General features: G+C 73.0%; 11 protein-coding genes. 5 read left to right on the forward strand and 6 right to left on the reverse strand.

Annotated elements, in window-relative coordinates:
- Nucleotides 1-88: 88 nt before the first annotated feature.
- Nucleotides 89-430 carry a hypothetical protein gene (locus tag ACQPYA_RS30300; protein WP_433530399.1) on the reverse strand — a complete coding sequence of 114 codons (342 nt, stop codon included), beginning with the start codon at nt 428-430 and terminating at the stop codon, nt 89-91.
- The gene (locus ACQPYA_RS30305; RefSeq protein WP_433530400.1) at nt 427-819 is read right to left on the reverse strand and encodes a YbaB/EbfC family nucleoid-associated protein; all 393 of its coding nucleotides are present in this window, start codon (nt 817-819) and stop codon (nt 427-429) included. Before ACQPYA_RS30305 ends, ACQPYA_RS30300 begins: the two co-directional genes overlap by 4 nt.
- A gap of 382 nt (nt 820-1,201) precedes the next feature.
- Between ACQPYA_RS30305 and mycP the strand changes: the two genes are divergently transcribed.
- A complete protein-coding gene (mycP, locus tag ACQPYA_RS30310) occupies nt 1,202-2,278 on the forward strand; it encodes a type VII secretion-associated serine protease mycosin (RefSeq protein WP_433533689.1) in 1,077 nt (358 codons plus the stop codon).
- 115 nt (nt 2,279-2,393) lie between these two features.
- On the opposite strand, the gene ACQPYA_RS30315 is transcribed toward mycP, so the two are convergent.
- The 3 genes from ACQPYA_RS30315 to eccB form a co-directional block, all read right to left on the reverse strand.
- A complete protein-coding gene (locus tag ACQPYA_RS30315) occupies nt 2,394-2,684 on the reverse strand; it encodes a WXG100 family type VII secretion target (protein WP_433530401.1) in 291 nt (96 codons plus the stop codon).
- Between the two features lie 15 nt (nt 2,685-2,699).
- Complete coding sequence (locus tag ACQPYA_RS30320) at nt 2,700-3,029, reverse strand: WXG100 family type VII secretion target (protein ID WP_433530402.1); 330 nt, start codon at nt 3,027-3,029, stop codon at nt 2,700-2,702.
- A gap of 155 nt (nt 3,030-3,184) precedes the next feature.
- Nucleotides 3,185-4,612, reverse strand: coding sequence for a type VII secretion protein EccB (gene eccB / locus ACQPYA_RS30325; RefSeq protein WP_433530403.1), 1,428 nt, complete (start codon nt 4,610-4,612; stop codon nt 3,185-3,187).
- 139 nt (nt 4,613-4,751) lie between these two features.
- On the opposite strand from eccB, the gene ACQPYA_RS30330 reads away from it, so the two are divergent.
- Complete coding sequence (locus tag ACQPYA_RS30330) at nt 4,752-5,498, forward strand: SUKH-3 domain-containing protein (RefSeq protein WP_433530404.1); 747 nt, start codon at nt 4,752-4,754, stop codon at nt 5,496-5,498.
- A gap of 9 nt (nt 5,499-5,507) precedes the next feature.
- On the opposite strand, the gene eccD is transcribed toward ACQPYA_RS30330, so the two are convergent.
- On the reverse strand, nt 5,508-6,896 hold the full coding sequence (eccD, locus tag ACQPYA_RS30335) for a type VII secretion integral membrane protein EccD (RefSeq protein ID WP_433530405.1): 1,389 nt from the start codon (nt 6,894-6,896) through the stop codon (nt 5,508-5,510).
- A 138-nt stretch (nt 6,897-7,034) separates the two neighbouring features.
- On the opposite strand from eccD, the gene eccCa reads away from it, so the two are divergent.
- The 3 genes from eccCa to ACQPYA_RS30350 all read left to right on the forward strand — a co-directional run bounded on the left by eccCa (nt 7,035) and on the right by ACQPYA_RS30350 (nt 13,531).
- Entirely contained in the window at nt 7,035-10,997 is a 3,963-nt protein-coding gene (eccCa, locus tag ACQPYA_RS30340; RefSeq protein ID WP_433530406.1) for a type VII secretion protein EccCa, read from the forward strand.
- Between the two features lie 130 nt (nt 10,998-11,127).
- Nucleotides 11,128-11,745 (forward strand): hypothetical protein, encoded by a 618-nt coding sequence (locus ACQPYA_RS30345; RefSeq protein ID WP_433530407.1) that lies wholly within the window; start codon nt 11,128-11,130, stop codon nt 11,743-11,745.
- Between the two features lie 34 nt (nt 11,746-11,779).
- The gene (locus ACQPYA_RS30350) at nt 11,780-13,531 is read left to right on the forward strand and encodes a hypothetical protein (RefSeq protein ID WP_433530408.1); all 1,752 of its coding nucleotides are present in this window, start codon (nt 11,780-11,782) and stop codon (nt 13,529-13,531) included.
- The last annotated feature ends 16 nt before the right edge of the window (nt 13,532-13,547 follow it).

Genomic DNA, 13,547 nt, shown 5'->3' on the forward strand with positions numbered 1-13,547 from the left:
AGGCGTACTCGCCCAGCGAGTCTCTGGGATTGGGTACCGCCACCCCGAGCGCCCCTCTGTCCGATGTCGACCCGCAGCCGGCCGGCGGCTACTTGTCGTCGCCGCCGAAGAGCGTCTTGACCATGTCGTCGACGTCGACGGTGCCCTCGACCGCGCCCTTGACGGTCGGCCCCAGCTGCTCCACCACCGGGACCAGGTCGCCGGCCATGTCGAGGACCTTCTGCGCCGGCTGGTCCTCGCCGCCAAGGTAGCTCTTGTTGAACTCGTTGCCCGGCTCGTCGGTGCCCCAGGGCTGGCCGCCGTTCAGCGTTTCGATCCGTGCGGCGAGGCCCTGCCAGCGCAGGGCGAGCCGAGCACCGGCGGCACCGAGGGTGTTTGCGCCCTCCAGCGCCGCGTCCGGCTTGACGAAGGTGTCCTGCAGCTCGGTCATCCCTTTTCCTTCCCGGGCAGGTCGCTGTCCAGCTGACGGAAGATGCCGTCGAGGTCGTGATCCATGTAGGCCTGGAACTGGCTGTCCGGCACGAACGGGCGGAGCAGTTGCTCGACGTCGGCCATCGCCTTCTCGGTGGCCCGCCGGATCGTCTCGGTGACGGTGGCGGCGAGCTCTTTCGAGTTGGGCCGGCGGTATATGCGGGGGTCGAACTCGACCTTCGTCACCTGACCACGCGGACCGACCGTCACGGTGACCAGGCCGTCGTCGGAGGTGACCGTCGCCGCCACCGCCTTGAGTCCCTGCTGGAGTTCGCCCACGCCGGAGCGCATCCGCTCGAACTGCGCCATAAGTTCGTCGGCACGGGCGCGCAGCGCCTGTACGTCCATGGCGTGTCCCTCCCCGTCCCCTCCCCGTGCACGCCCACGTTCCACCTGCACCGGGCGTGACGACTCGACCATACTGAATTGGCGCGACATCGCCAGTCGTCGGTTTACGGCCGTTCGCCGTTACGATGCATCGGCACCGGTCGGCGGGGAGGTGGCAGGAATGGTCCGGGACCGTCCCATGGGGGCATTCGCCCTGGTAGGCGCGGTGTTGGCCACGGCACTGACGATTCCCGCACCGACGCCGGCCCGGGCGGCTCCGGCGATTTGCCAGAATCCGAGCGATCCGGGTGAGGTCAACACCGAGACGCCCTGGCACCAGCGGTGGCTCGCGCCGCAGCGGGTGTGGCCGTTCAGCACCGGCGCGGGGGTACGGGTGGCGGTCATCGACTCCGGCACCGACAGCGGCCACCCGCAGTTGTCGGGGCGGGTGACCAGCGGCTTCGACGCCCTGCGTGGCGAGCCGGGCGGCGACGTGGACTGCGTCTCGCACGGCACCGCGGTCGCCAGCATCATCGCCGCCGGCCGGCAGGAGGGCGTCGGCTTCTACGGGCTGGCGCCGGATGTCACGATCGTGCCGATCCGGGTCAGCGAGCGCAACGCCAGCGAGGGCGCAGGCTCCGGCGACGACACCGTCACCGCCGCGGTCTTCGCCCAAGCGGTCCGGCGCGCCGTCGACGACGGCGCGGATGTGATCAACATGTCGGTGACCCTCTACTACCCGGATCCCGACGTCGAGCGGGCCATCCGGTACGCGGTCGGGAAGGACGTCGTGCTGGTCGCCGCCGCCGGCAACCAGCACCAGAACGACGCGCGCCCCGATCCGGTGCCCTACCCGGCCGCCTACGACGGAGTGATCGGCGTGGGCGCCATCGACCAGACCGGCGCCCGGTTCCGGCAGTCCCAGATCGGGTCGTACGTGGACATCGTCGCCCCGGGCGGCGCGGTGGTGGCCGCGACCCGGCAGTACGGTCACACCGTCTACGACGGCACCAGCTTCGCCGCCCCGATGGTGAGCGCCACCGCCGCGCTGATCCGCTCGGCGGAACCCGGGCTGTCGGCGAAGGAGGTCACCCGAAGGCTGCTGGCCACCGCCGACCCGGCCCGGGGCGACGCGTCGCGCGGCTACGGCAACGGGGTGGTCAACCCGTACCGGGCGGTCACCGAACGGCTGACCACCGGGAAGCCGGTGGCCCAGCCGCCGCTGCCCGAGCTGCCCCACGACGCGGCGGCGCAGGCTCGCGCCGAACGCTGGGCGCTGTTCGGCCGGCTGGCGCTCTGGATCGGCCTGGCCCTGGCCACGGTCGCGGTCGGCGTCGCGGCGCTGGCGGCGCTGATGCCGCGCGGACGGCGGACCCGTTGGCGGCCAACCCGGCCGTCCGCGCCACCCGCCGCCGGGCCCGAAATCGACGAGCCCGAGGAGGCCTTCTTCCGGGTGCCGAGTTCGATGCCGCGCGGCTGACGGCACCGGCAGCGGGCGCCCCGAGGTCGGGACGGGACGTCGGAAACGCCGGACGGCGCACCGGAGACGACGATGGCCCGGCGCGGGCCGGGCCATCGAGCGGTGCGGTGGTGGCTCAGCCGCCGAACTTCGCGCGGTTCGCCGCCTCGCGGGCCTGCATCCGGGTGGCCGACTCGCGGAGCGCCCGCTCGATCCGGCCGAGCAGGTCGCGCAGGTCGTTGGCGGCCGACTCCCACTCGGACTGCCGCTGGAAATACGCCTCGCGGGCCTCGCCGTCCCAGGTGGCGAGCAGCGGAGCGATGCCGGACTTGAGCCCGTCGAGCTCGCTGGTCAGATTCCCGGCAGCACTGCCGCAGCTGTCCGCCGCGGCGTTCAGGCCGGCGAAGTTGTACCGAATCTCCGTCATGAGTTTTCTCCCCCGTCAGAGCTTCAGCGCCGCGGTGATCTGGCCGGCGGTCGCACCCGCGTTGTCCATGTCGGCCCGGATCTCCTCATCGCTGACGTCGTAGTCCTTACCGGCCGAGCCGACGGCCTCGGCGATCGCGCGCAGCGCGACATTGAGCCGGGCCATGTCCTGGTCGAACCGCTCCCGGACCTGCTGGAAGGAGCCCGCACCCGCGCCCTTCCACTGGTCGTACAGCGGCGCGAGCTGGTCCATCAGCGAGTTGAGATTGCCGGTGAGCCGGTCGGCGACGGCATCGACGTCACCCTCGGTCTTCAGCATCAAGCCGGTGTCGGTATTCATCGACATGGCGGATGTCACCCCCGTCCTCGTTGATCGCCGCTCCTCGGCGGGGCGGCGTGTCAGTCGGCGCTAACGCACCATCGTCATACGAACGGTAACGGGTCGTCTCCAGCCAGCGCTAGACCGTCGACCGGCCCGCAGTTTCCATTGTGGCTGGTAGCTCACTCCGGGTCGAGGGCGAGTTTCGCGGTCGTCGGGTCGAGAGCCGGCCCGGCGGGCAGCCGGACCACCAGGCTGGCCGGCAGCCGCACCGGCTGGACTCCCGAGTAGCCGAGCATCGCCGGCACCCCCTCGGAGGCCAGCGGATACCGGTAGCCCACATCGGTGACCAGGTTGAGGGTGCCGCCCTCCTGATCCGGCGAGGAGACGGCGGTGACCAGGACCCCGTAACCGGGTTCGATGACGACCCGGTCGGCCAGCGGAATGCCGTCGCCGGTCTGTTCGCCGGTGCGCACCGGCTCGCGTACCGGTTGGACCTGCGCGTCGAGCAGTACCGTCGGCTCGTCCTGACCTGGTTGGTAGGCGGCGCAGATGGCCGGCTGGTCGCCGGCCAGCCGGGCGATCTCGGGCCGCTGCTCCGGTGCCCGGTGCCGGCCCTGGGCCGGGGCCGCCGCCTTGGGCGCGGCGGCGGCGGCCCCGGCGGCGAGTTCGATCGCGTACGGCTCGGGCCCGTCCGGGTACGCCGCCTTGGTCTCCGGGTCGGTCAGCAGCACGTCCGCCTGCACCGGAGTGATCGGGACCAGTCGCTCCCGCTCGGCAAGGTAGTGCTGGCGGCTGCCGTTCTGGCTCTCCACCATGAAGACCTGGCCGACCCGGGCGTTGGGCAACGCGGTCGAGGGCGCGCCCCGGTCGGCCACCCGCCGGGTGGCGATCGGCTCACCCGCGGGCAGCGCGTTCAGCCAGGCACCGCCGACCTCCACCACCGGCTCGGCGTTCATGGTGAGGCCCTCCAGCACCACCTTCTCGTTGCGGATCTCGTACCGGTGGTCCCGCCAGACCAGGTGCAACCGACTGGTCTTGCGGTCGCGGACCAGCAGTGCGGCGTCCCCCGGATCCCGCCCGCCGCCGGGCGCCCGCCCGACGGTGAGCACCGTGGTGGCCACGATCCCGCCGGCGGCGTCCCGGGCCGGCTGGGTGCAGAGGGTCCACGGCCCGTCCAGGATCCGGTTCGGTGCCGGCAGCGAGTCGGGCGCGAACGGGATGCCGATGCGGGGACCGCGGGGCGTGCCGACCAGCGAGTTGCGGGAGACCGACATGGTCGGCACCGCCGATCCGATGGCCAGCAGGGCGGAGGCGTAGTTCAGCACCGGATGCAGGCGGCCCTCGCGGTACAGGTACCGGGTGCCGGTCTCCTTCTCCAGGATGACCGCGTTGCCTTCCTTCCACTTGGTGGCCCCGCCGGGACGCAGCAGGCCGTACACGCCCACGGCCGCCAGGCAGAGCACCGCCACCATGACGCTGGCGAAGCCGGCGCCACCGAGTCGACGGAACGGCGCCGCCTCCGGGTCGGGCTCGCGCGCCACCAGTGCGGACGTCATCCGCTGCACGAAGAACTGGTACGACTGGACCTGGTCCCGCCGCGACGGCATGGCATTCTCCCCCTGGCATACGCCGGCACGGCCCGATTTCCGGACCGCGATGCCTACCATAGGCACGACGTCGAGCCGGCCGGTGCCCGCACCGGGGCCGGCCGGTGCCACCGACGACGGCAGCCCGAGGAGTCCTTCGATGATCAGTCGCGACGAGGCCCTGGTCATCGCGCGCCAGTGGGCCGGTGCCGGCAGGTCGGGGCCCGCGCCGGAGGTGTTCCTGCACGAGTTCGACCTCGGTTACGTCGCCTGGCGGGCCGAACCGGCTCCGCCCGCCACCGACGGGCCGCCCGCGCCGCCGCCGGCCACGGGGTACCCCCGGGCGGTCATCGACCGGGAGACCGGCGAGGTGTCCCAGTGGCCGTCGCTGCCCGAAAAAACGATCGCCGAGCGGTACGCGCAGCGCCACGCCGCCGAGGGGCGCTTCCCACCCGACGTGCGGCACGTGCTGGAGGCGGCCGGCTGGTTTCCCGGTCGCGACCACACCACGGCGGTCGAGCACTGGATGGTCCGCTTCGCCGACGACCTGGCCGGGCTGGAATGCCCGCCGGTCGCGCGGGCCGCGCTGGTCGAGTTCGGCGGCCTGCGGCTGCCGCAGTTCGGCCGGAGCGGCCGGCTCGGCGGCGGCTTCACCAGCTATCTCCATCCCACCCGGGGCGGGGTGGAGACCGAGTCGGCACGAATCTTCGCCGAGGAGTACGACAACCCGGTCTACCCGCTGGGCAACAACGAGGACGGTCCGTCCGAACTGGTGGTGGACGCGCAGGGACGGGTCTTCATGCTGCACTGGGTCGACGACTTCTTCGTCGGAGCCGACATCGACTCCGCCATCGTCAAGCTGATCCGGGGCGGACCGATGCCCGAGGCGAGCGACCGCGACTGGTGAGGTCGGCAGTCAGCCGTTGATCGCCCGCATGAACGCGTACAGGCCGAGCACGCTGCACGCCACCGGCACCACGGCGAGCTGGAGCAGGATGTCGAACACGTCGCCCAGCCGGGCCAGCCGGGGCGACGGGGCGCGCCGGCTGTAGGCGAGCCCGGCGCCGGCCGAGAGCCCGGCCGCGACCACCGCCACCGGCAGCACGGCCAGCACCCGTGCCGCGGTCGACGCGTCGGCCGCACCGACCAGTGGCAGCAGGCCCAGACCCACCAGGCCGACGGCGAGCATCGGCACCCGGTGCCGGACGGTCGGCACCAGGCGGGCCCGCAGCAGGTAGCCCAGCGAGATCACGCCGGCGAGCAGCAACGCGGAGAGCGTGCCGGTCGCGGTGAGCACGACCAGGCAGCTGATGGTGACCAGGAACGCCCCGAAGATCATTCCGGTGAGCACCTCGTCGGCGCGGGCGGTGGCCTGGTAGACCACCTCGCGCTTCGGCTGCGGCTCGTCGCGCAGCAGGTCCCCGGCGGTGCGCGGCAGCGCCGGCATCGGCATCTTGCCGAGCCGGACGGAGAGCAGCGGCATGGCCGGCAGCAGCAGGGCCACCGCGCTGACCACGGCGGCGCTGCCCTGGGCGGCGTCCATGGTGCCGAGGGCGAGCAGGCCGCCCACCATGCCCCAGAACCCGACGAAGACCGCGGCCACGAAGACCCGGGTGGCGTCGCCGACCCCGAGCAGGCCGAGCAGCCCGGAGAGCAGCAGCACGGCCGAGCCGAGCAGCACGTGCGGCGCGCCCAGCGCCCACACCGACTCCCCGGTGCCGATCACCAGCACGCCGCCGACGAAGGCGTACGGCAGGCCGGCGGCGGCGACCACCGCCCCGGCGAGGGAGTCGGCCATCGCGCGGGACAGCACGATCCCGGCGACCAGCAGCAGGCCGGCCGCGCCGAGGGCGACCGCGCCGCCGAGCCAGCCGGGCTCCTCGGAGGTCACGATCACCACCAGGCCGAGCAGCAGCAGCACCCCGGCCACGATCAGGCCGGTCAGCCGGGTCGCGAACGGGGTCCAGGCCACCCCGCGCCGCCGGGCACCGTCGGCGACGGCCTCCATCAGATCGTCGTACGCCAACTCCGGCCACTCGGTGCGGCGGGGCACCAGGTGCAGGGTCTCGCCGTCGCGGACGTTCTGCGCGGCGAGCGTACGGGTCAGCTCGACGACGCTGCCGTCGCTGCGGCGCAGCATCCACCCGCCGTGGCTGGTGCCGTCCGACGGCTCCTCATCGGCCTGGCGCAGCACCGCGGGCAGCAGCCCGACGATCGGCAGATGCTCGGGCAGGGCGAGATCCAGCCGCCGGTGAGGAGCGACAATGGCGATACGCGCGAGTCCGGTTCCGGCCTGGGTGACCACTGACGACCCCTCGGTACGCGGAGCGGGCGACGGCCCGCGGCTGTCCTGACGGGAGAAGGCTACCTACCATGTGCCCGTGGCGCGGTGCCGGTTCACCGCGGCGCACCAGACCCACGAGGGGCGACGGAGGTCTGTCACGTGAGCACGCTGGTCGTCAAACGACCCGCCCGGCAGCCGGAACCGGAGTACCCCTCCGGCGAGGTGCTGCTGGAGGCGCCGCCCGAGGTGCCCGCACCGAGCGGCAAGTCCTGGGGGCAGATGATGATGATGCTGCCGATGCTCGCCGGCTCCTTCGCGATGGCGCTGATGTTCGCTGGTCGTGGCGGGTCGACCCTCGGCTACGTCACGGGCGGGCTGTTCGGGCTCTCCGCCATCGGCATGCTCGGCTCCCAGCTCACCAACAACTCCGGTGGCCCGGGCAAGCAGGAGATGCTACAGAAGCGCCGGGAGTACATGACGCACCTGTCGCGGCAGCGCCGCCGGGTGCTCAAGACGATCCGCAGGCAGCGGGAGGCCGCCTTCTACCGGCACCCGGACCCGGACACGCTCTGGTCGCTGCCACTGGGCCCGCGGCTGTGGGAGCGCCGTCGCGGCGACGTGGACTTCGCCACCGTCCGGATCGGTCTCGGTCCGCAGGAGCTGGCCACCCCGCTGGTGCCGCCGCCCGCGACCTCGCTGGAGAAGCTGGAACCGATGTGTGCGCTGGCCCTGCGGCGGTTCCTGACCACCTACGGCGAGGTGCCGGACCTGCCGGTGACGATGGCGCTGAACGGATTCGCCCGGGTGCACCTGCGTGGCGACACCGACGCCGCCCGGGGCATGGTCCGGGCGGTGCTCGCCCAGGCCACCGCGTTCCACGCGCCCGACGACATGCTGGTGGCGATCTGCGTGGCACCGGACCGGCGGGCGGCGTGGGAGTGGACGAAGTGGCTGCCGCACGCCCTGCACCCGTCGCGCACCGACGCGCTCGGCCAACTGCGGTTGGTGGCGCCCTCGGTGACCGGCCTGGAGGCCATGCTCGACGACGTGCTGGCGAGCCGGCCCCGCTTCAACGCCAGCGGCGGGGCGCCTCACGTCGGGGGGCCGCACGTGCTGGTGGTCATCGACGGCGGCGACACCGCCGGCTCGGACCACCTGATGACCGACGGCGGTGTGGAGGGCGTCACGCTGCTCGACCTCTCCACCCCGGCGCCGCGCATGCTCGACCGGGCGCGGCTGGTGCTGGAGGTGGCGGCGGACGGCCAACTGCACAGCACCACCGTGGACGGGCCCGCGGAGATCGGGCGGGCCGACGGGTGCCGCCTGGCGGAGATCGAGACGCTGGCCATGCAGTTGGCCCCGCTGCGCCTGTCGGCCGCCTCCCGGGGCGGTGGCGACACCCCGCTCACCACCGAACTGGGCCTGGCCGAGATGCTCGACATCGGCGACCCGTACGAGTTCGACGTCGACCGGTCGTGGCAGCCGCGCCCCAACCGCGACAAGCTGCGGGTGCCGATCGGGGTGGGCACCGACGGCGGGCCGGTGGAGCTGGATCTGAAGGAGTCGGCGCAGGACGGCATGGGCCCGCACGGGCTGCTCATCGGCGCGACCGGCTCCGGCAAGTCCGAGCTGCTGCGCACCCTGGTGCTGGCACTGGCCGCGACGCACTCGTCGGAGAGCCTCAATTTCGTCCTGGTCGACTTCAAGGGTGGTGCCACCTTCACCCGGCTGGACGGGTTGCCGCACACCAGCGCGGTGATCACCAACCTGGCCGACGAGCTGCCCCTGGTGGACCGGATGACCGACGCCATCAACGGCGAGTTGGTCCGCCGGCAGGAGCTGCTGCGCGCGGCGGGCAACTACGCCTCCCAGCGCGACTACGAGAAGGCCCGGGCGGCGGGCGCCCCGCTGTCGCCGTTGCCGAGCCTGCTCATCATCTGCGACGAGTTCTCCGAGCTGCTCACCGCGAAGCCCGACTTCATCGACATGTTCGTGCAGATCGGCCGGGTCGGCCGGTCACTCGGCGTGCACCTGCTGCTGGCCAGCCAGCGCCTGGAGGAGGGGCGGCTCCGGGGGCTCGACACGCACCTGTCGTACCGGATCGGTCTGCGGACCTTCTCGGCGATGGAGTCGCGGGTGGTGCTCGGCGCCACCGACGCGTACGAGCTGCCCCGTTCGCCGGGTCACGGTTACCTGCGTTTCGGCACCGAACCGCTGGTCCGGTTCAAGGCCGCCTACGTCTCCGGGGCCTACCGGAGCAAGACCGCCGCGGCGGTCGCGGCCGGCGACGGCGAGGACCGGGTACGCGAGTACAGCACCACCTACGTGGCCCCGCCGGTGACCCGTACGCCCAAGCCGGAGGAGGCGCCGGAGCCGGTCGACGGGGTCGGCGAGAGCGTGCTGGACATCCTCGTCGGGCGGCTCGCCGGCCGGGGCAAGCCGGCACACCAGGTGTGGCTGCCGCCACTGGCCGAGCCGCCGACGATGGACCAGTTGCTGCCGCCGCTGACCGCCGACCCCGCCCGTGGGGTGACCGTGGCGCACGCCGGTCTGCTGGGCGAGTTGCAGGTGGCGGTCGGCATCGTCGACAAGCCGTTCGAGCAGCGCCGGGACGTGCTCTGGTTCGACCTGGCGGGGGCGGCCGGCCACGCGGTGATCATCGGCGGGCCGCAGAGCGGCAAGAGCACCCTGCTGCGTACGGTCGTCACCTCGCTGGCGTTGACCCACACTCCCAGGGAAGCCCAGGTGTACTGCCTCGACCTGGGCAGCAGCGCGCTCTCCTCGCTGCGCGACCTGCCGCACGTCGGCTCGGTGGCGACCCGGCTCGACGGGGGGCTGGTCCGGCGTACCGTGGCCGAGTTGCAGCTGCTGATGGGCGAGCGGGAGCGGCGCTTCGCCGAGCGCGGCGTCGACTCGATGGCCGAGTACCGGCGGGCCCGCCGGCACGGCCAGCACGACGACGACCCCTTCGGCGACGTCTTCCTGGTCATCGACGGTTGGGCGACGCTGCGGGCGGAGTTCGAGGACCTCGAACCGGCCATCAACGACATCGCCAACCGGGGGCTCTCCTTCGGCATCCACCTGATCGTCACCGCCGGACGCTGGATGGACCTGCGCCCGGCCGTGCGGGATGTCTTCGGTACCCGGCTGGAGTTGTGGCTGGCCGATGCGAGCGACTCCAACCTGGACCGCCGGGCGGCGATGAACGTGCCGGAGAAGTCGCCGGGGCGGGGCATCACGCCGGACGGCCAGCAGTTCCTGGCCGCGCTGCCCCGTGCCGACGGCGCGCAGGAGTCGCAGTCCCTGGCCGAGGGGGCCCGCAAGCTGGTCGCCGACCTGGCCGCCGCCTGGCAGGGGCCGGGTGCTCCACCGATCCGGCTGCTTCCGCCGGTGGTTCCCTACGGCAGCCTGCCGAGCACCGGCCGCCCGGGGGTGCCGATCGGCATCGCCGAGGTGGACCTGCAACCAGTGCACCTGGACTTCGCCGCCGATCCGCACTTCATCCTCTTCGGCGACGGCGAGTCGGGTAAGAGCACCTTCCTGCGGGCGCTGGCCCAGACGATCGTCGACCGCCACGAGCTGACCGAGGCCCGGCTGGTCCTGGTCGACTACCGACGCAGCCTGCTCGGCGACATCGACACGCCGCACCTGATCGGGTACGGCTCGACGGCACAGGTCACCGAGAGCATCGTGAGCGAGGTGGCCGGGGTGATGCGCGACCGGCTGCCCCCACCCGACATCAACGCCGAGCGGCTGCGGGCCCGGGACTGGTGGAAGGGCCCGGATCTCTACGTCCTGGTCGACGACTACGACCTGGTCGCTGGCGCCGGCAGCAACCCGCTGACCCCGCTGCTGGAGTTCCTGCCCCAGGCCCGGGACATCGGCCTGCACCTGGTCATCGCCCGGCGTACCGGCGGCGCGAGCCGGGCGTTGTACGAGCCGGTGCTGATGCGGCTACGCGAGATCAGCACGCCGGGCATCGTGATGTCCGGCAACCGGGACGAGGGGGTGCTGCTCGGCACCGTCCGGCCCGGGCCGCTGCCGCCGGGTCGCGGCTGGCTGGTGTCCCGGCGTGGCGGGACCCGGTTGGTGCAGTTGGTGCACCTTCCGCCGCGCTCCTGAGCCTCGTACGGGGTTGCCGGAGCGGGCTACCGTCGGCCAGAGTGGACTTGCCGTGCGCGGCTGCGGAGTTCCAGCTTGTCGGCGGGACAACCGGCCGTGCCAGCGCCGCGCGAGCGAACGGGGGAGGGACATGGGCGACGAATGGCTCGTCGACGAGAACATCGACGTCGACATCAGCCAGCTGAAGGACTTTGCGCAGGCCATCCAGCAGGAGCTGGAGAAGAACTTCCAGCCCAGCTTCGAGGGCGGCCTCCGTCCCATGCTCACCGTGCAGGCGCCGTTCGGCGGCGGCGGCATGAAGGAGGCGGCGTTCTTCCGGGGTCGGCACGACGAGAGCCGGATGGCGGTGAGCCACCTGATGGGCGACGTCATGAAGGGCCTCACCGCGCTCAGCATGGCCGCCATGTCGATCTCCGCCGAATACCTCACCGGCGACGCGCTGGCCCAGGCCACCAACGATGACGTCTACCGGGCCTTCAGCGCGGTCGACGGGCAGGAGACGCTGAGCGGCCAGTGGCAGCAGGAGGGCGACCCGGCGGGCCTGGTCCCGGAGGAAGCGACCAGCCCTGCGGTGACGAACCCCTACTACGGGATGGATTCCTGCCCGACGGACGACCAACGCGAGCAGACCCCGGAGTGGGCCAAGCCGGAGGTCATCGGTGAGGGCGATGGCGCGTATCTGATCCACGGCGACGGCGAACGCATGCACGGCGAGGATCTCCGGCTGGACCAGTCGAACCTGCAATGACGGGCGACACGGGGGCGAAAGCGCGGGAGCGGGGATGACGGACGACTACTACGGCTACCGGCCGATCAGCAATCACCCGATGTACGGCGGACCGCCGGACGACTACGCGGCCGAGCGGGCCGCCCAGTCCACGCCGTACGAGCCCACGGTGTGGGAGTCGGTCAACATCGAGCAGATGTGGGAGTACATCCGCAAGGAGAGCGACGAACGCACCACGGCGCTCGCCGAGACCTGGCGACGGGCGGCCAGCCTGTTGCAGGCCACCCGGGACAACCTCAAACGTCACGCCGACTCGTTGGAGGCCCGGTGGCAGTCGCCCGCGGCCCGGGTGTTCATGTCCAAGGTGGGGGCCACGCTGCACTCGCTGGACGAGTGGAAGACCGTGGCCACCAACAACGCCACCGGCCTGGAGCAGTTGGCTGACAAGATCAAGACCGCCCAGGGCGACATGCGGACGCTCTGGCAGGAGTACCAGGCAGAGCAGGTCCGGCAGGGCGAGCGCCGCAGCAACGACGAGGGATTTCAGGCATCCGACCTGGTCGACTGGATCCCCGGGGTGACCGGCAACAACGGCAGATCGTACGAGGACGTCCAGAACGACTACCACCAGCGGGCCAAGAACATCGCCAAGCCGCTGGCCGACTTCTACATCGACGTCTACATCTCGAACATCTCCCGCGGCGGCATGTTCAAGGGTCCGACCGATGCGGTCATCCGTACGCCGGGTGACGTGCCCGGGCCCGGCGCACCGGGCGCACCCCGGCCGGTCAAACCCACGACCGGCCCCGACCCGAACCGGCCGGACCGGCCGGTCCGCCCGGACATGCCGACCCGCCCGGACGTGGGCGAGCCGACGCCCGGACCGACCCCGCCGCCGGCCAACCTGCCGGAGGGGGTCGGTCTCGCCGGCGGCGCAGCGACCGCGCCGCCCGCCCCGCCACCGGCCGCCCCGCCCGTCACCACGGCGCCGAACGCACCCGCGACGCCCGGTCCGGCCGTGCCGCCGGTGGCCGGGCCCGGGCCACGGCCGGTCGGCCCCGGCCCGAACCCACCGAACTCGGGGGCCCGACCGGCGACGCCACGGACCAACCTGCCCGGTGCCGGCGCGCCGGCCTCCCCGGGCGGTCGTGGGCCGGCACCCAACCGGCCCACGCTTCCCGGTGCCAGCGGCCCGGGCGGCGGGTCCTCGACACCGGGCGGCGGGCGGCGTGGCCCCGCGCCGAACCGCCCGACCCTGCCGGGCAACACCGGCGCTGGCACGCCCGGCGGCGGCCGGCCCCGGTCGGGCCCCGCAGCCCGCCCGGGCGCCTCGACCACCCCGCCACCGTCGAGTCCGCGCCTGCCGGGCTCCACGGCTGGCTCCGGCCAACGCGGCACGCCGGGGCGTCCCACCGCACCGCCGCCGAGCCTCGGCGGACAGCGGGGTGCCGCATCGGGCGGTCCGCCCAAGGCGGGCTCCCCGCTGACCGGCCGGCCCGCGACCGACAAGCCGCTGGCCCGCGGCCAGGCGGCCGGGGGGCGGCCCGACCTGAGCGGACGCGCCGGGACCGGCGCCGGTCGTCCGGCACCCACCACGGGGCCGGCACCCTCGCTCGGTGGCCGGCGCGGCGGGCCGGCCACACCGGTCCCACGCCAGGCTGCCCGGCGCGACGACGAGCCGGAGACCTGGGAGTACGGCGACGGTGATGACGAGTTGTGGGCCACCGAGTCGTCGGCCGTCGGTGTGGTCGAGGCACCGGCGGAACACCGGCCCCGCGAGCAGGGCCGGGCGCTCGGCCAGGGCTGATCATGGGCGAGCCGGT

This window comes from Micromonospora sp. CA-263727, assembly GCF_050942455.1.
In the GTDB taxonomy this organism is placed as follows: Bacteria; Actinomycetota; Actinomycetes; order Mycobacteriales; family Micromonosporaceae; genus Micromonospora.

Coding starts and splice junctions, on each gene's coding strand:
- ACQPYA_RS30300 (WP_433530399.1), bottom strand. CDS start 430: ATGACCGAGCTGCAGGACACCTTCGTCAAGCCGGACGCGGCGCTGGAG.
- ACQPYA_RS30305 (WP_433530400.1), bottom strand. CDS start 819: ATGGACGTACAGGCGCTGCGCGCCCGTGCCGACGAACTTATGGCGCAG.
- ACQPYA_RS30315 (WP_433530401.1), bottom strand. CDS start 2,684: ATGACGGAGATTCGGTACAACTTCGCCGGCCTGAACGCCGCGGCGGAC.
- ACQPYA_RS30320 (WP_433530402.1), bottom strand. CDS start 3,029: ATGTCGATGAATACCGACACCGGCTTGATGCTGAAGACCGAGGGTGAC.
- eccB (WP_433530403.1), bottom strand. CDS start 4,612: ATGCCGTCGCGGCGGGACCAGGTCCAGTCGTACCAGTTCTTCGTGCAG.
- ACQPYA_RS30330 (WP_433530404.1), top strand. CDS start 4,752: ATGATCAGTCGCGACGAGGCCCTGGTCATCGCGCGCCAGTGGGCCGGT.
- ACQPYA_RS30345 (WP_433530407.1), top strand. CDS start 11,128: ATGGGCGACGAATGGCTCGTCGACGAGAACATCGACGTCGACATCAGC.
- ACQPYA_RS30350 (WP_433530408.1), top strand. CDS start 11,780: ATGACGGACGACTACTACGGCTACCGGCCGATCAGCAATCACCCGATG.